Annotated in this window: 10 protein-coding genes; 1 reads left to right on the top strand and 9 read right to left on the bottom strand. The window is 41.5% G+C overall.

Annotation, left to right across the window (positions count from 1 at the left end; translation table 11 throughout):
* Window positions 1-78 precede the first annotated feature (78 nt).
* The gene (locus tag FIU21_RS05575; protein WP_004361448.1) at window positions 79-1,866 is read right to left on the bottom strand and encodes an aminopeptidase P family protein; all 1,788 of its coding nucleotides are present in this window, start codon (window positions 1,864-1,866) and stop codon (window positions 79-81) included.
* 299 nt (window positions 1,867-2,165) lie between these two features.
* Here FIU21_RS05575 and FIU21_RS05570 point away from each other — a divergent pair, with 299 nt between their 5' ends.
* Window positions 2,166-3,158 carry a malate dehydrogenase gene (locus FIU21_RS05570; RefSeq protein WP_004361449.1) on the top strand — a complete coding sequence of 331 codons (993 nt, stop codon included), beginning with the start codon at window positions 2,166-2,168 and terminating at the stop codon, window positions 3,156-3,158.
* A gap of 565 nt (window positions 3,159-3,723) precedes the next feature.
* Here FIU21_RS05570 and FIU21_RS05565 read toward each other — a convergent pair.
* From FIU21_RS05565 to gltX, 8 genes are all read right to left on the bottom strand, one after another.
* A complete protein-coding gene (locus FIU21_RS05565) occupies window positions 3,724-4,974 on the bottom strand; it encodes a DUF4374 domain-containing protein (RefSeq protein WP_172891323.1) in 1,251 nt (416 codons plus the stop codon).
* 108 nt (window positions 4,975-5,082) lie between these two features.
* Entirely contained in the window at window positions 5,083-7,257 is a 2,175-nt protein-coding gene (locus tag FIU21_RS05560; RefSeq protein ID WP_004361451.1) for a TonB-dependent receptor plug domain-containing protein, read from the bottom strand.
* 433 nt (window positions 7,258-7,690) lie between these two features.
* Window positions 7,691-9,280, bottom strand: a complete 1,590-nt coding sequence (gene nanU / locus FIU21_RS05555) for a SusD family outer membrane lipoprotein NanU (protein WP_004361452.1) — start codon at window positions 9,278-9,280, stop codon at window positions 7,691-7,693.
* Window positions 9,281-9,299: 19 nt separating this feature from the next.
* Window positions 9,300-12,656 carry a SusC/RagA family TonB-linked outer membrane protein gene (locus FIU21_RS05550; RefSeq protein WP_036886902.1) on the bottom strand — a complete coding sequence of 1,119 codons (3,357 nt, stop codon included), beginning with the start codon at window positions 12,654-12,656 and terminating at the stop codon, window positions 9,300-9,302.
* Window positions 12,657-13,303: 647 nt separating this feature from the next.
* Entirely contained in the window at window positions 13,304-14,392 is a 1,089-nt protein-coding gene (gene trpS, locus FIU21_RS05545) for a tryptophan--tRNA ligase (RefSeq protein WP_004361454.1), read from the bottom strand.
* A gap of 40 nt (window positions 14,393-14,432) precedes the next feature.
* Window positions 14,433-14,921: a hypothetical protein gene (locus tag FIU21_RS05540; protein ID WP_004361455.1), complete on the bottom strand. Its 489-nt coding sequence runs from the start codon at window positions 14,919-14,921 to the stop codon at window positions 14,433-14,435.
* Window positions 14,918-16,153: a 3-deoxy-D-manno-octulosonic acid transferase gene (locus FIU21_RS05535; RefSeq protein WP_004361456.1), complete on the bottom strand. Its 1,236-nt coding sequence runs from the start codon at window positions 16,151-16,153 to the stop codon at window positions 14,918-14,920. Before FIU21_RS05535 ends, FIU21_RS05540 begins: the two co-directional genes overlap by 4 nt.
* Before the next feature lie 33 nt (window positions 16,154-16,186).
* Window positions 16,187-17,704, bottom strand: coding sequence for a glutamate--tRNA ligase (gene gltX, locus FIU21_RS05530; protein ID WP_004361457.1), 1,518 nt, complete (start codon window positions 17,702-17,704; stop codon window positions 16,187-16,189).
* Window positions 17,705-17,774 lie beyond the last annotated feature (70 nt).

The raw sequence follows: 17,774 nt of genomic DNA, 5'->3' as shown, positions 1-17,774 counted from the left end.
ATACTGCGGAATTAAGGTAATGGAAAAACCATTTTAATATCAACAGAATAAGCTGCTCTTTACAATACTACACCAACATTAGATTGGCAGAGTTGCCTTTCTCAACCATTCTTTCTCGTTACCTTCTAAATATGGAGACAAACTTTCATAAACACGATGATGGTAGTTATTAAGCCACTCACGTTCCTCTGTACTCAGCATTTCAAGCACAATTGGAGCCGTGTCAATCGGTGCAAGCGTAAGTGTTTCAAACTTAAGAAAATCACCAAAGGCTGTAGATTCAGCAGGAACAATCAATAATGTATTTTCTATACGCACTCCAAACTTTCCTTCCAAATAAATACCAGGCTCGTTAGTAACGGTCATCCCTGCCTGCAACGGAGCAGGTCTCCATTCCATACGTATTTGGTGAGGACCTTCATGCACATTCAGATAACTCCCTACTCCATGCCCTGTTCCGTGCATATAGTTATAACCTTCACGCCACATCGGCACACGTGCTATTGCATCAAGCTGTGAACCACACACACCTGCAGGGAAACGGCACATATCGAGTTGAATATGTCCTTTTAACACCAGCGTATAAACTCGTCGCTGTTCCTCAGTTATTTCGCCCAAGGCAATGGTTCGCGTGATATCCGTCGTACCATCTAAGTACTGTGCTCCACTATCTATGAGTACTAATCCATGCGGTTCAACAGGGATATCTGTTTCTGGTGTAGCTTCATAATGTACAATAGCTCCATGCGCCTCATAGCCTACTATCGTATCAAAAGAGATACCCTTAAACTTTGGCTGTTCAGCACGTAGAGCCGTTAAACGCTCATCAAGTGAGATTTCCGTCTGTCCACCAGCCTCAACAGCAGACTTTAGCCATGCAAGGAATTTTACTACAGCCACACCATCCCGCAACATCGCAGCACGGAAGCCATCCTGCTCCACTTTGTTCTTTACAGCCTTCATACTGGCAATTGAAGAAACACCCGAGCACACCTTCTCAAAAGGCACTGCCGTTGCCAACGAATAGTTTGTAGAGGACATATCTACTAACAGCGATTTACCCGCATATAAACGAAGTCCCTCTACAACCGATTCATAAGCCTGTACATCTATATGTTCTGACATCAAATAGGCTTTAACATCATCGGGAAGTTTTACATTATTTATATATAAAGTAATATTTTCGGGGGAAATCAATAGATAAGATACAAAAACAGGGTTACAGTGCACATCACTCCCTCGCAAGTTCAACACCCATGCAATCTCATCGAGAGCTGTTACCAATAATCCATCAGCACTACAATCTAAAAGATGCTTACGAACCCTACTCACCTTACTCGATGTTGATTCTCCAGAATATTCTAACGGATGAAGACTTACCATATTATCCGGAATTACAGGTCTGTCCGTCCAAAGTTCAGCCATAGGGTCAGCATCTGTTCGCACAGTAATGTTCCCTTTTGTCGCCACCTCTTGTTCCATCGCAGCAACCTCTGCAAAAGAGTTTACATTCCCGTCCAGTCCAACCACAGCCTTTTCATAAGTAGACAGTTCACTTGCAAGCCATTCTGACACAGACGGAGTTCCCTCCACACGAAGTTTCATTAGCTGAAAGCCTGTACCGTTCAACTCCTTCTCAGCTGCAATAAAATAACGTGAATCCGTCCATAGCGCAGCATGTTCTAAAGTGACAACTGCCGTTCCTGCCGACCCACTAAAGCCTGATATCCACTCACGGCTCTTCCAATGGTCAGCTACATATTCACTGTTATGGGGATCACTACTTGGAAAAACAAAAGCAGTAAACCCATTCTCTTTCATCCAGGAGCGTAATCTATCAACACGCTCATTAATTGTATGTATCATATCGTTGTTTTTAAGGTTCAATAATAGTAAAATCATTCACATCACAATCGACATCTAAAGAGCTTCTACTCTTTTGTAAAAGTTCCCACGATTTCGCTGCTAAGTTAAACAATTAAATTAGAACTTCCAAGTCAAGTTGACAAGAATTAATTGATTTGATAGACCGACTTTGCAAAGCCTCTACTTTTTATAATTAATAACACATTTATTCAAAAATATCTTTCTTACATAGTCATTTTTTTCGTATCTTTGCCATATCTATAGGAAAAGGGAATTTAACTTTTAAAGAAATATCTATTATGAATTATTTAACAAACGAGAAACTCGTTATCGTCGGTGCAGGCGGTATGATTGGTTCAAACATGGTTCAGACCGTTCTCACACTCGGTCTTACTCCTAACATCTGTCTGTACGATATCTATGAGCCAGGCGTTCATGGTGTATTTGACGAGATGGAGCAGTGTGCTTTCCCAGGTGCTAACCTCTCTTACACCGTTGACCCTGCTGAGGCATTCACTGGTGCTAAGTACATCATCTCTTCTGGTGGTGCTCCTCGTAAGGAAGGTATGACACGTGAGGACTTGTTGAAGGGTAACTGCAAGATTGCTGCTGACTTCGGTGAGAATATCAAGAAGTATTGCCCAGATGTTAAGCACGTTGTTGTTATCTTCAACCCAGCTGACGTTACTGCATTGACAGCTCTTATTCACTCTGGTTTGAAACCAAATCAGCTCACATCACTCGCTGCTCTCGACTCTACTCGTCTGCAGCAGGCATTGGCTCACGAGTTTGGCGTACAGCAGGATAAGGTTACTGGTGCACACACATACGGTGGTCACGGTGAGCAGATGGCTGTATTCGCTTCTAAGGTTAAGATCGATGGGAAGCCATTGGCAGAGATGGGTCTTTCTGCAGAGCGTTGGGAAGAGATTAAGCACCACACAGTACAGGGCGGTTCAAACATTATCAAGCTCCGTGGCCGTAGCTCATTCCAGAGCCCAGCTTACAATGCTGTTAAGATGATTGAGGCTGCTATGGGTGGTGAGAAGTTCACCTTGCCTGCAGGTTGCTACGTTAACGACGAGAAGCTCGGCTTCAAGAACGTTATGATGGCTATGCCTACAACTATCGATGCTACTGGTGTTCACTACACTGAGCCAACAGGTACTCCAGAGGAGATGGCTTCTCTTCAGGCTTCTTATGAGCACCTCTGCAAGATGCGTGATGAGATTATCGGTCTCGACATCATCCCAGCTGTTGCTGAATGGAAGAACGACAACGCGAATTTGTAAGAAAGTTAACGAGTTAACAAGTTGACAAGTTGACAAGTTATCTGATTACAAAGCAAAATATAAAGAGGGTGTGGCAAAATGTACACATCCTCTTTTTTATTGTACAAAGCTAAGTTAGTTGACGAATTAACAAGTTATCTATGTTTAGGATCTCATACCAAAGTAATAAGAATTATACATATTGTGGTCTAATGACCGATTGAGGTTTAACAGACTGGAAAGATTTTATTATAGTGCTATTCTTAACTTCATCGTACATACACATATCTTACAAGAATATTTTTGTTTCAATTTCCTGTCACTTTTAACACTTTATTTATTCCTCTGTAAACTAACAAGTTAAGCACATACAACAAATGACAGCAGTGACAGCAAATTGAATTTCGACAAATACCCAAGCAGCTCCACAAACTAAATGTGTATCCACACTAAATATCTACTGTCCCGTAATCTGTTTACAAAGCAAAATAAAAAGAGGATGTATCAATTTTGACACACCCTCTTTTCTATTGTACAAAGCTAAGTTAGTTGACGGGTTAACAAGTTATATGTTTACAAAGCTAAATTACTTCTCAAAGCTATGGAAGAAGCTTGGATTTCCTTTCACCTGTACGACTGGACCAACCACTTCTTTCGTGTCAGGGTTATATGTGTAAAATCCATTCGCTTTCTTATTGGCACTTCCAAAGACAATCAGGTTTTTATGCCTGCCGATGGCTATTCCTTGCGGGTTGGAAATTTCCATTCCCTTTATGACAGCCACCGTCTTCTGCTTTAGGTCGATAACAACTGGAATATTGGTAAGGCTGACATAAGGATTCTTCAGTCCGTTAGGATCAAGACCGAATGAGTTAGCATATGCGTAAGCCTTCCCGTTGTCGGCGTAGAATATCGTTGACAGGAAGTTGGCATACTTAGTCGTCAGACCTACAACTTCTGTTTTGTCAAGCCGGATATAGTAGTCGGGATCAATGTCTGTCGAACCGTTCTTTATACGTACAATACCACCATTGAGCCCTGGGATGAAACCGAATGAACCGATACAGTTGATATATATGTCTTTGTTCTCATCCATGAAAATGGAACCCGGGTCTATCGGGCGTGTGGCAAAGCACAGTCCCAAGGTAGTGTTAACGATATGCTTTTCAACCTTATCAGTCTTCACATCAATCATAGCCAGTTCAATGTTATTACGTGTTGGCATATATTGAGCATTCATTTGGTTCAGTCCAACAAAGAGTTTACCATCACGGATAATCATTGCAGCAGGTGCAACCCTCGTATCTGTCTGTTTCAGATTATTAAGGTCAATATCAGCAATCTTTGTCATAGTTGTTGGGTTGAATACCATCACAACACCAATACCTTGTAAACTTAGGTATGCCTTCTCACTACTTGCCTCTACGATGTTACATGCTGCAGCACCAGCAGGAATAGACAATGCACCTTCTTTCTTCCATGTACCATCGTTCATAATTCTATAGCGATTTATCTCCGCCTTCGTGTTACCCATATAATCAGGGAATGTGTAGACATTGCCCGACTCTGTTACAATTGGCGTAGAACCAAAACCGCAAGGAATACTATTGTTATTATCATAAGTACCAGGCAATAAACTTGGTAACGCTTGTAAATATACATTACCACTATTACCCTCTGGATTGGTAATTCCCGTTGCGAAGACAACTCCATGGAAGTCCTTATTACCAGGATTAGGATTAGGACAAATTGTTGGGTCGTCACCATTGTTTCTTCCACAAGCGGTAAACATTGCCATCACAACAATGGCTGAAAGAATTGATTTAAGCTTTTTCATTGTTCTCTTTATTTAATATTAATATTATCACTATACACACACAAGATGCCCTTTCTTTATGAATCATACTTTATTCCTTCATATTGCAAAATAAAGTCTTATTGCTTCTTACTTCAGAAGATATCTAACTTTTACTCCTATATATCTTCCTGGCAGAGGACGATTAAACTCTGATACAACATGGCGATCCATAAGATTCTTTACCTTAAACGTTAAAACCCATTGGTCATTCTTGAAACTATGTTCTATTGCTGCATCCATCGTCAAAGCAGAAGGAATCTTCTTATCTTGATACCGACTTACTTCAAAATCATAGTAATATGTATGCACGTATGAAGCATCAAAGAGGAAACGTGTGTTCTGTTCCTTTCCTCCAAAGAGGTTTTCTTTATGGAACTCTGCACCAAAGTTTGCTAATAGATAAGGTACGTTTGGGATACGTTTCATATAGGTGGGATTCTCGACAGTAGTACCAGGAGTTAGCTTTCTGACGTCACGAAGGTCTTGATAAGTACCATTCGCATAAAGATAAAGTACTGGACAGACATCTCCCTTAACATCAAGTTCAACACCTCTCGTACGTACACTACCAAAGTTACGATAGCGAGCCATCGTAGGAATCATATCAGGCGTGAACCTAATCATGTCTTTCAACTGATTATAAAAGCCATTCAACTCTATCTCAACAAGTCCACCATCTTGTTTTAAGTGACGATAAAGCATACCAAGATTGACACCAGATGTACGCTCAGGCTTCAAAGCTGGGGATGCAAGGATAGAATATCCATTACCTATCAACTCCTCACTTGTAGGTATTCGCACCTCTGAATTAAAAGAGGCCTTTAGCATCAAGTCGTCTGTAAACTTATAACGTAAGGCGTCACTAAATCCAAAATAAGATTTAGACACTTTTACAGGCTCTGGCGCACGTACCGAATAAACATCTATACTACGAGAATGAGATGAGAAAATAAAGTTCTTTAACGTAAAAGCATTCTGGAAACGACCATCAAAGAGGGCCAGATCGTATGACAAACCCGTTGTTAAGGTTTTCATATTACTTGGGAAATTTGATTGAAATCCCAAGGCTTTATCCATTAAAGAGTCGTTGGGATGAAGTGAATTCCTATCAAAGTAAACATTCAGATTAATGCCATGATGCTTATCTATGGTATATCCCAAATTAAGCTTCGACGTCAACTCGTTCGACCGGTTTCTTCCATCTGAAGGGAAGTTATTCTGCTCTCCTCCGTATGGAGAGACTGCAGGCAACTTGTTTCCGTCCCAATCATAACGATTTGATGCCTTATCATTCAAACCATACCTACCAATGATATATCCTATATCAAAGTCAAAATCGAGACCATCTAAAAAGAAATTCTTACGCTTTAGTGTCAATGCCGTCAATCCACTAACAGAATGGTTATAAGCCTCACGCACATCGAGGTCGATTCCTTGTATTTCCTGACGTGTCTTGAGGAAAATAAGTTCCCACTTCATTTCATCAAACCACCATTTCGTAGCCTTAACAGACATTCCAGCCATGACTTTATTGAACTTATCATGGTCTCTTTCCACAATTCTATTGTCCAAATTTGCCAAGGTCATCTTGTAATTGTTCTTTGAAAACGAGAAGGCTCCACCAATACCAAATTGTAGACCAGTTTTATGATTGGTACGTTTAAACACCGTTGATACTTGATGTGTGTTAAATGAACCCAGTTCATATGAGAAGTCAAAATATACTGGTGGGTATTCCTTTGTTACTACATTGACTGCTCCTCCTAAGGCTGAGCCACCAAACTTATAAGGGACAATACCTTTATAAACCTCAATGCGCTCTATCATATTCGTAGGAATATCATTTAAGGCAACAAAGTTACTCAACTGTGACATCGGAACTTCATCCACATACATTCCCATACGCTTACCTTCTAAGCCACGAAGTGAGATTCGAGAAGCACTACCTAAACCTCCTGTATTTCGCACGGTAACTCCAACTGTACGCGCAAGTACGTCATTAATATTTGTCGCCGTACCTTGTAACTGACGCTGTCCTATAACAGATATTGGCATAGCCGACTCCTTCAGCTTCCTAATCTCGCTACGTGCTGTCACCATAACTTCTTTCATCTCAACAGTTGTATCACGCTTATTCATCTCTTGTGCGTTTCCTCTAAGCATGAGAAAACTTGAGAAAAGTGTTAGACAAATCGCCTTTCTATATAACGAATAAGTATTATACGCCCCTTTGCAGATAAATATTTTTATGTTATTCTTCATCTAACTTGTAGTTTAAAGACTCCGTGTTACAACGAATAGAGTCCTAAGTAAAAAACATGTATTCAACTATCGATACAAAAGTAAAAATTAATAGAACATAGAACAATACCTAAAAGTTAGTAAATCAACTAATAACAAGCAAGTCTACTATTAGAAGAATGGGCAAGTGTGCAGATTATTTAGTACTCAGCACTATTGGTGTTAAGCATGAGCACCACATGTGCTAAGCGTCAGCACGTCTCTTAAAGATGACATATAAGAGTCATTATAACGGATAGTAAGGCACAAACACATAACTTGTATGAGAGATAAATATCACATTGTACAAATCGAAGATAGAGCGTTGTGCTAATTATATGCAAAAGAAAGGGGAAAGACGAGATTTTATTCCCTATCTTTCCCCTATAAAATTAAAAATTAATCTCTTTTCGTATTAATCTCCGTAACCAGGAGTCTGTTTCAATTCTGCATTCGTTGACTTGGTTGTTTCATCAATAGGCCACAACAAGCGGTCGACACTTGCTGTTGAATACTTTGTAGCCTTATCAACTAAACGGATATCATGCCAACGCTTTCCCTCGAACAAGAACTCACGCATACGCTCTTTAAGGATTGCTTCTATTGGGTCCTCATCACCACCAACAAATGGGTTATCGGTATAGAACGTGGTCAGTGCGGTACTTCCTCCAGTACTTACATCATTTGGATATTGCACCTCTGTATGAGTATTGAAATAGGTTGCACCGTATGCACGACGACGAACTTGATTGATTTCTGTTGATGGGTCCTGACCTAAGAAGACCTTAGCCTCAGCAATACCAAGCAGACACTCTGCATAGCGATAGATAGGTTGGTCATCATACCATGATGTAGCTGAGCTACCAGCAAGCAATGTTCCGTGGAACTTATTACAGATATTACCCACGTATGAACCATCAGAAGCCTGATAAACATCTGCCAAAGAAGCCTTCTTACGCTTGTCATCATCATTTGAATAGAGTTTCGTCCACAAACGCTTGTCAAGTGGGAAGCGCATTACGCCACTTCCTAAGCGTAAGTTCAGATACTTTGATTCGCTAAATTGTATAGCCTGACCAGCGTCATTATGTAGACGATAAGCACCAACGTTCTGCTTGTTCATCACAAGTGAAGTATAGAGACCTCCCCATAAAGACGCTTCATTCTCACGATTGTGAAGCGCATAGATAATCTCTTTGTTCTCCTTATTATCATAAGCGAAGACATCCTCAAAGTTGTCAAGCAAACTTACATCGGCATTATTCTGAACCTCTTGATAAGCAGTGAGAGCTGTCTGATAGTCGGCAGAACCGCCCCCCATCTGTTTGCCACTCCACAGATATACCTCACCTTTGAGCATCTTGGTTGCAGCAAGCGACCAATAAGTACGACCATTAGTAAACTTATAATTGTTATTATAAGCTGTCTCAGAAGCTGTAATATCAGCCTTTATCTGCTTCATCACATTAGCTGCTGCGTCCTGCTTACGAGCAACCTTACTCAAGTCAATGGTCTTTCCCTCCGTATGTTGTAAGTAAACAATCACGTCACCATAGGTACGAAGCAACTGGAAATACAAGAAAGCTCGCATGCCATAAGCACCACCAAGATAGTTGGTTTTCTCTGCTTCGGTAAGATAGCCAGCTTCATTCACCTTATCTATCATCAGATTAATCTGATTGATACCAGTATAAAGCCCTCCGTAGTTGCCTACCACAGCACTACTCTTCTCAAGGGTGTTATTCCACAAGCGTTCGTAGCCTTGTGGAGCCTCACCACTAAAAGAGGTTCCACTATAGATATTACTTCGCATCTCACCCCAGACGATATACTTATCAGCATAGCTTCGCATCCAAGAACTCAGTCCTTGGTTAAAAGCCTGAACCTGATCAGGATTCTTCCAGTAGTTTGCATCGGTAATAGTACTAACAGGCTCAATGTCCATACAGCCTGTCAGCGAAAGGCTGAGAGCTGCAGCTGTTATATAGGATAGTAACTTTTTCATTGTAAGTAACATTGCTTAATTAAAATGTAACGTTTAATCCAAAGATAAGTGTGCGAGGAGTTGGATAACGACCGTAGTCATATCCCTCCAAGATGGCTTCAGGAGAAGCACCGTCATAAGGGGTAAGATAGAAGAGGTTCTGGCCTGTCACATAAACATTGGCATTCGCCATCTTCATTGCCTTAATCCATGTTCTTGGTAAGGTATAACTCAATGTTATCTCACGCAAAGCCATGTAACCAGCCTTCTCAAAGAACTTAGAGCCTTCACGCCAGATGTTCTGCTTATTCAACTGGTCGGCATAACTGAATGCTGGATAGCTGGCACCTGGATTGGTTTCAGTCCACATATCTTGTACATTCTCTATAAGATTGAACTGGCCTTGATATTGTCCCATAGAGCGAGCCTTGAGATCATTGTAGATTGTATGACCCAAAGCGTAATCGAAACGAGCAAATAATGAGAGGTTCTTATAGCTTAACGTACTTGTCCAACCTCCTGTTACCGTTGGTCTTGAGTTACCCAACACCTTACGGTCGAGTGAGTTGATGATACCATCTTCATTGATATCCTCCCAACAAACATCACCAGGCTCAATAGCCTTCCAGCCTGTTGAGTTCTTATAAAGCACTCCTGTCTGTGGGTTTACCTCATCAGCAAGTCCAGGACCATACAATTTCGCAATGTTATCAATACGTTTGTTAGCATTTGCCTTTACATCATCCCAATCTCTAAAGATATGATCTTGGCTGTAACCATAGAGTTCTCCGAGTGTTCCACCCTCACGATAACCACCAATCCATTTAGTAGGAGTCTTGCCATCAGCGCCAACTTTGCCCGCAGCAACCTCTACTCCTTGAAGTTGATTAAATGGACGGTCGCTCTTAGGAAGCTGAATAATCGTATTCTTTACAGTTGAGAGGTTGAAAGAGAGGTCCCAGCGGAAGCTGTTCTTCAGGTGAATAGGAGTAGCACGCACCTCCATTTCAAATCCTTGATTACGCAACTTACCCAAGTTTGTTTGGATAGAAGAGAAACCTAAGTAGGAAGGAAGACTCACGCTCTGAAGCAGATTACTCGTATTACGAACGTAGTAATCGAGAATCAATGATAGACGATTCTTAAAGAAACCGAGGTCAAGACCAGCCTCAAACGTATGACTCTGCTCCCACTTTAAGGCTGTATTCACAAGCGAACGGTCGTAGAAAGCAGTATTACCATGATAGTTTGTAAGTTGGTCATAGATTCCATAGATATAGAAATCACCAATACCACTCACATTACCATTGCTACCATAACTGATACGAGGCTTGATATTGCTAACAAAGTTCGACAACTTAGACTCCTTCCAGAAGTCTTCTTCCATCATGTTCCAGCCCAAAGAGATACCAGGAAAGAAGCCCCAACGGTTATCTTTCAGCTTAGAGTTACCATCATAGCGGAAGGTAAAGCTAAGCAAATACTTCTGTTTGTAATCATAATTGAAGCGTCCGAAGAGAGACTCAATACGATTACCAGACTTCTCTGACTTTGGATTGCTATCCTTATCAGCACCAGCATTGAGTGTAGGGATATCATCTGTAGGTGAATTCTTTGTAGAAGCATTCATCCAAAAGTAGTTATAATCATAATACTCCGCACCCAACATGAAGTCGACATTATGATGCTCAGCAAACGTATCGAAGTAATTCAATATCGTATTAAGCTGTATCTGTGTATCCTTCATCATATAAGCATATGCACGACGTGTCGTATTGATGCTATTAGGATTGCTCTGTGTATAATAAGCTTTATTGAAGCTTTCATTCTGATTCAGCACATGATAAATAGATCCATTGGCTGACATCTTCAGATGCTTAGGTATTAATGTCAAGTCAAAACCTATGTTAAAGGTTTCTGAACGTGAACCATTCTCCATCGTGAGTTTATCATTCCAATACATATAGTTACCATCTGAGCTACTCCAACCTGGTGCTGGAGAACCATCAGCAAGGTAAGGATTCCATGTAGGACGCTGTGAACGGGTACGATAGAACAAAGAACTCCATGAGCCAAAATAACTATCTGGCTTCGTAAACCAGGTGTATTGTGCACCAGCACGCACCTTCAGCCAAGGCTTGATTTGATAATCACCCTTCACGCTACCAGTGAAACGACGGAAAGAAGTATTACGTACAACACCATTCTCATTATAGTAACCTAATGAAGCTACAAAAGAACCCATGTTATTACCACCGCTGAAGCTCAGATAATGGTCTTGTGTAAGGGTTTGATTATGGTAGATAGCATCTTCTAAAAGACCTCCATAATCCTTAAAGATAAGCTTTGCACCATTTGTTGCACCATAGTAAGGGTCGTCCATAACCTCCCACCCTTCTTCAGTTAGCAGTCTTTGGTGCTCAGGATTGGTTGCATCGTAATACATAACATCGGTACGTGGAGTGTAATCAGTATATCCACGACCAGAATAACCATTCTGTGCATCGACATTAGCAGCCCTTCCGTGTCCTTCCATAGCATCAGCATAACGCTTGAAGCCCATTCGGTTATAGTAAAGATAGTTACGGGCATTCATAAACTTATAGTCATCACGCTTGAAGTTGGCACCCACCTTCAAACGATAATTGATGCTGGAAGTTCCTGCTTGAGCACGCTTTGTTGTAACAAGGATTACACCACCATTTGCCCTCGCACCATAAATTGCAGTTGATGCCGCATCCTTCAAGACTTCAATAGACTCGATATCAGATGGGTTAATCTCTGACAAAGTACGCTCTACTCCGTCAACGATAATCAATGCAGGAGCACTTCCTGTAATAGAAGCACCGCCACGCAAGGTGATAGAAGGCGCCGTACCTGGCTGACCAGAGCTATTGACAACCTGAAGACCAGTCACACTACCCTGCAATGCACTACCGACATTGGAGAAAGCTGCTGCATCTAACACCTTATTATCCATCTTAGAGATAGCTGTTGTCAACGTAGCACGCTTCTGTTGACCCCCATAACCTGTCACGATAAGTTCGTTGAGAGCATGCTGTTCCTCCTTCAACGTCACTTTAATTTCCTGACCATCCCATTTCACCTCCTTAGTGTCCATACCGATGTAGCTAATAACAATAATACTACCAGGAGGAACGTTTGATAAAGAGAAGCGACCGTCTAAATCAGTAGCAGCTCCATTACTTGTACCTTTCACTTGAACAGTGGCACCAATGATAGGCTCTCCTTGTTCGTCAAGAATAATACCCGTGCATTTCCCTGATTGCTGTACGCTTTGAACAGGCAGTTTTGACACTGCAAATCCATGCGTAGGCATCAAGAAAGATACACCCATGCATAACGTAAAACCGATTGGCTTGATGTGTAAAATCATGCGCATCTAACTTTTAATAGTAAAGATTGTTTAGTTCCTCCGCTAACTGTTGACAAAGAGCGTCATGTCTACAGTAGTACGAAAGGATATAAAATTATTAATATGATATTCTATTTATGTTCACGATATTAATGGCTTATTACGAGAGGAGGTATTATTCCCCTTTCCGCAGAACGCCATTTGCCGATGTTATATATTGTTTAGGTTGATATAGGCAAATGTAGGGAATTTTTTTATTTGACACAAATTATGCTAAGAAATATTTTCTAAATAATCGTTAATTTTAATCAAGACAAGTGTAAACTCCTCTGACTATCAGATGAAAAGGGATTCTTCATCTACCCTCCTCCACTCAATATAAATAATAACTTAGACTTAAGAAAATGATTAACCTTTAGTAATATGGTTCTTTCGGACCAATAAATCGTTCGAAGAATTAGGACTTATTATAGCGTGCTAAGCCTCCGCACCAATGGTGTTAAGCGTCCGCACCATACGTGCGGGGCGTTCGCACGTACGTTAGAACAGGAAAGAAAACTTAATCAAAAGTACTAACTGCAAGACTAATAGACACAAAAAACAGTCTTATTCCTTCTATAGAAAGATGGAATAAGACTGCTATATGACTTTAAAGCAGAGCTAAAGACTTACTTCTGTCTGAATCGCTCAGCCTGACTCTGAATCAAATCGGTATCCTCGAAATAGTTAATCTGCATAGCTGCACGTACCTCATCCATAGTCTGGGCAGCGGTCTCGCGTGCTTCCAATGAACCCTTCTTGAGGATATTATAAATCTCTGGAATATCCTGTTCGTACTCATGACGGCGCGCACGGATTGGATCCAACATCTTGTTCAAGACACTATTGAGCAACTTCTTACACTTCATATCACCGATACCACCAGCTGTATAAGCCGCTTTCAGCTCATCAAGGTTCTGGAACTCTGGCCAGAACTCAGCGAAGTCCTCATTTGTTGAGAAAGCATCAAGGTAAGTAAACACAGCATTACCCTCAACATGACCTGGGTCAGACACATTCAGGTGAGTTGGGTCAGTGTACATTGTCTTCACCTTCTTCCATACGGTATCAGCGTCGTCAGAGAGATAGATACAGTTACCAAGACTCTTACTCATCTTCTCCTTACCATCTGTACCAGGCAGACGACGTGCCGTTGCATTCTCTGGCAACATAATAGCAGGCTCAACGAGTACTGGTGCATAAATCTGATTGAAGCGACGTACGAGTTCACGTGTCAACTCCAACATAGGCTCTTGATCCTCACCTGCAGGAACAGTAGTGGCCTTAAAAGCTGCAATATCAGCAGCCTGAGAAACAGGATAAGCAAAGAAGCCCATTGGGATATTAGCTTCAAAGTTGCGCATCTTAATCTCAGTCTTCACCGTTGGGTTACGCTGAACACGGCTTACGCTGACAAGATTCATCAAGAAAGTGGTCAGTTCGGCTATTTCAGGAATCTGACTCTGTATATAGAGTGTACATTTCTCTGGGCTCAAGCCAGCAGAGAGATAATCTAAAGCTACCTCAATAATATTCTGTCGAATCTTCTCTGGATTGTCAGCATTATCTGTCAACGCCTGTACGTCTGCCATAAAGACAAACATCTTATCGTAGTCTCCGAGGTTCTGAAGTTCCACACGACGGCGGAGAGAACCCACGTAGTGACCCAAGTGAAGTTTACCTGTAGGGCGGTCACCTGTTAAAATAATCTTTCCCATGTATATATTTCTGTTTTATTCGTTATGTATATCGTTGAAGTTACTCATCGTGTCCTGGCACAGCAATGGTATCTGTGCCTTCTTCTGGCTGTTCTTCAACTTGCTCTTCTTCCTTCTGTTCAGGCGCTGCTGGGGCTGTTGCCACAGTGTCAACAGATGGAGTCTGCTCTACTTCAATAGGAGATTCATATGGAATCGTATCGTTAGGGATGCTATCAGTCACAGGTGTTTCTGGCGAAGAAGAGCCGAAAGTGAAATAAGCACCTACACCACCAGTCAATAGAAGTAGACCAATAACAACGCCCCAAAGGATTGCATTGCTGCCTTTCTTGTGCGTTTCTCCTTGTACCTGCTGTGTCTGTGGGGTAAAGCCTGTAGGTTGTTCATACTGCTGACCAGCACTTACCAAAGGTAATGTTATCTCCATTAATCCATGGCAATGAGGGCAATTACACTCGATTGTCTGTCCTTCTTCTGCCTCAACGATAAACTGAGTACCACAGTTATCACATGTTATCTGATATTTCATAACTTTACGTTGCTTAGAACTTTATTTGTCGCACCTGCCAAACTTGCAACATAGGCACCTGCCATACTACCACATGTCGCACGGAACTCTTCGTCTTCAGCAAAGTGATTCATCAATAAACTGAAACTCTCCAGGTCGAAGACTTCATAACCTCCACCTTCACGCAAGAGTCCTTGTGCCTCTGCGAAATGCTTATTGTTTGGACCAAAAAGTACTGGCATATCCCATACTGCTGCTTCGAGAACATTGTGAATACCAACTCCGAAGCCACCTCCTACATAGGCTACATCACCATAATGATAGATAGATGACAGCAAACCAAAGCAATCAATAATGAGGACATCTGCATCAGCAACATTCTCTTCATTTGCCTGCGTGTAGCGTACCACCTTCTTATCCTTAATCAACGAGAGAATTGTTTTTAGATGCTCTTCCCCTATAACGTGCGGTGCAATGATGAGTTTCCAGTCCTTATGTTCATTAAAGTACTTAATGAAGATTTCCTCATCAGGCTGCCATGAAGAGCCTGCTACAAAGACTTTCTTTCTATCAGACGCATCTATATTGACGAATTTCTCAACCAACGGAAGTCGTTTACTTGCTTCCTTGATTTGTAACACACGATCAAAACGAGTATCGCCCACAACCATTGCGTCTGTGATACCTATCTTACTTAAAAGGCTCTTGCTCTCTTCGTTCTGTACAAAGAAACGGCTAAAGCATTTCAAGACACGTCCGTAGCCACGACCATACCACTTAAAGAAGATTTGATCAGGACGAAAAATGCTTGACACACTATAAACAGGTACACCACGATGCTGTAGGATATGCAGGTAATTATACCAAAACTCATACTTGATGAAGAACGCCATAACAGGACGAACAGCACGTAGAAATCTACGTGCATTACCTACCGTGTCAATTGGAAGATAGGTGATGATGTCTGCACCCTCATAATTCTTTCTCACCTCATAACCAGAAGGAGAAAAGAAAGTAAGCAGAATCTTGTATTGCGGATAGTCTTTTCGTACCTGCTCTATCAAAGGACGACCTTGTTCAAATTCGCCCAATGAAGCCGCATGAAACCAAACGTATTTAGCGTCTGGCTCCACCTTTTCACGCAAGATTCTCACAGCCTCCTGCTCGCCTCTCCACATCTTACGCAGCTTCTCATTGAAAAGGCCGCCCAAAGAGATGCCAACCTGGATGGCATACATTATTACATTATACATATTCGGCTCAGTTAAATTAGCCTTTCAAGATGCTTATCCTAACACCTCAATAGCCTTGCGCATACGCTTCAAAGTTTCCTCCTTGCCAAGGAAGGCAGATATATCGAACATTCCAGGACCTTTACCAATACCAACGAGGGAGAGTCGGAATGCATTCATGATATCACCAAGTTTATAGCCTTTATCCTCTACCCACTTCATGACAACAGGTTCCTGACCTTCAATACTGAAATCGTCAATTCCTTCCAAGACATCGGCAAGCTCGCTCATCTGCTGTGCAGAGTAGTCTTTCCAACGCTTCTTAACAGTCTTTTCGTCGTAACTTGTAGGTGCAATGAAGAAGAAAGAGCACAAATCCCAAAGTTCCTTTACAAAGTCCACACGGTCTTTCATCATGTGTACAACTTGTGTCACCTGCTCCATAGTAGCCTCAACACCATTGTTAGCAACAATCGGTGCAAAGAGTTGTGCTATCTCATCATCTGACTTGCGAAGGATGTATTCGTGGTTGAACCAAATACCCTTCTTATAATCAAACTTAGCTCCACTCTTTGAACATTTAGTGATGTCGAACGCTTCCACAAGTTCTTCAAGAGAAAATAGCTCTTGCTCTGTACCTGGATTCCAACCCAAAAGTGCCAAGAAGTTGACTACAGCCTCTGGGAAATAGCCACTCTCACGATAACCAGAGCTTACCTCACCTGTCTTTGGGTCGTGCCACTCCAATGGGAAAACTGGGAAACCGAGACGATCACCATCACGCTTACTGAGCTTACCCTTACCCTCTGGCTTCAGTAACAACGGCAAATGAGCAAAGCGGGGCATACTTTCTTCCCAACCAAAAGCACGATAAAGTAATACGTGCAGCGGTGCACTTGGCAACCATTCCTCACCACGAATAACGTGAGAGATTTCCATCAAGTGATCATCAACAATATTTGCAAGGTGATAAGTTGGTAATTCGTCAGCACTCTTAAACAATACCTTATCATCGAGGATGTCGCTCTTGATGCATACATCACCACGAATCATATCTTTGATATGAATCTCTTCACCTGGTTCTATCTTGAAACGGACAACATATTGTTGGCCATCTTCTATCAGACTTTCAACTTCCTCCTTTGACATTGTCAAAGAGTTACGCATCTGTAGACGAGTATGCGCGTCGTACTGGAAGTTTTCAATTTCCTTACGCTTCGCATCCAACTCCTCTGGCGTATCGAAAGCAATGTATGCCTTACCAGCTTCTAAAAGCTGATTGACGTACTTTTTATAAATATCACGACGTTCACTCTGACGATAAGGACCATGTTCGCCACCAAAGCTAACACCCTCATCAAACTTAATACCTAACCAATCAAAAGAGTCGAGGATATATTCCTCTGCCCCTGGAACAAAACGATTAGAGTCCGTGTCTTCAATACGGAAGATAAGTTTGCCGCCATGTTGACGAGCGAAAAGGTAGTTATACAAAGCAGTACGCACACCACCAATATGCAAAGCACCTGTTGGACTTGGAGCAAAACGCACTCTCACATTTCTTTCTGCCATTGTCTTAAATATTATATTTTCCTGCAAAATTAATGCTTTTTTTTGACTATCCGCTATATTTTTAGTATTT

Source organism: Prevotella melaninogenica (assembly GCF_013267595.1).
Lineage (GTDB): Bacteria > Bacteroidota > Bacteroidia > Bacteroidales > Bacteroidaceae > Prevotella > Prevotella melaninogenica_D.
This window is presented reverse-complemented; position numbering and strand designations above follow the sequence as displayed.

Bases quoted from the DNA above. Each gene is read 5' to 3' on its own strand.
- FIU21_RS05575 (WP_004361448.1), bottom strand. From the start codon at position 1,866: ATGATACATACAATTAATGAGCGTGTTGATAGATTACGCTCCTGGATG.
- FIU21_RS05570 (WP_004361449.1), top strand. From the start codon at position 2,166: ATGAATTATTTAACAAACGAGAAACTCGTTATCGTCGGTGCAGGCGGT.
- FIU21_RS05565 (WP_172891323.1), bottom strand. From the start codon at position 4,974: ATGAAAAAGCTTAAATCAATTCTTTCAGCCATTGTTGTGATGGCAATG.
- FIU21_RS05560 (WP_004361451.1), bottom strand. From the start codon at position 7,257: ATGAAGAATAACATAAAAATATTTATCTGCAAAGGGGCGTATAATACT.
- nanU (WP_004361452.1), bottom strand. From the start codon at position 9,280: ATGAAAAAGTTACTATCCTATATAACAGCTGCAGCTCTCAGCCTTTCG.
- FIU21_RS05550 (WP_036886902.1), bottom strand. From the start codon at position 12,656: ATGATTTTACACATCAAGCCAATCGGTTTTACGTTATGCATGGGTGTA.
- trpS (WP_004361454.1), bottom strand. From the start codon at position 14,392: ATGGGAAAGATTATTTTAACAGGTGACCGCCCTACAGGTAAACTTCAC.
- FIU21_RS05540 (WP_004361455.1), bottom strand. From the start codon at position 14,921: ATGAAATATCAGATAACATGTGATAACTGTGGTACTCAGTTTATCGTT.
- FIU21_RS05535 (WP_004361456.1), bottom strand. From the start codon at position 16,153: ATGTATAATGTAATAATGTATGCCATCCAGGTTGGCATCTCTTTGGGC.
- gltX (WP_004361457.1), bottom strand. From the start codon at position 17,704: ATGGCAGAAAGAAATGTGAGAGTGCGTTTTGCTCCAAGTCCAACAGGT.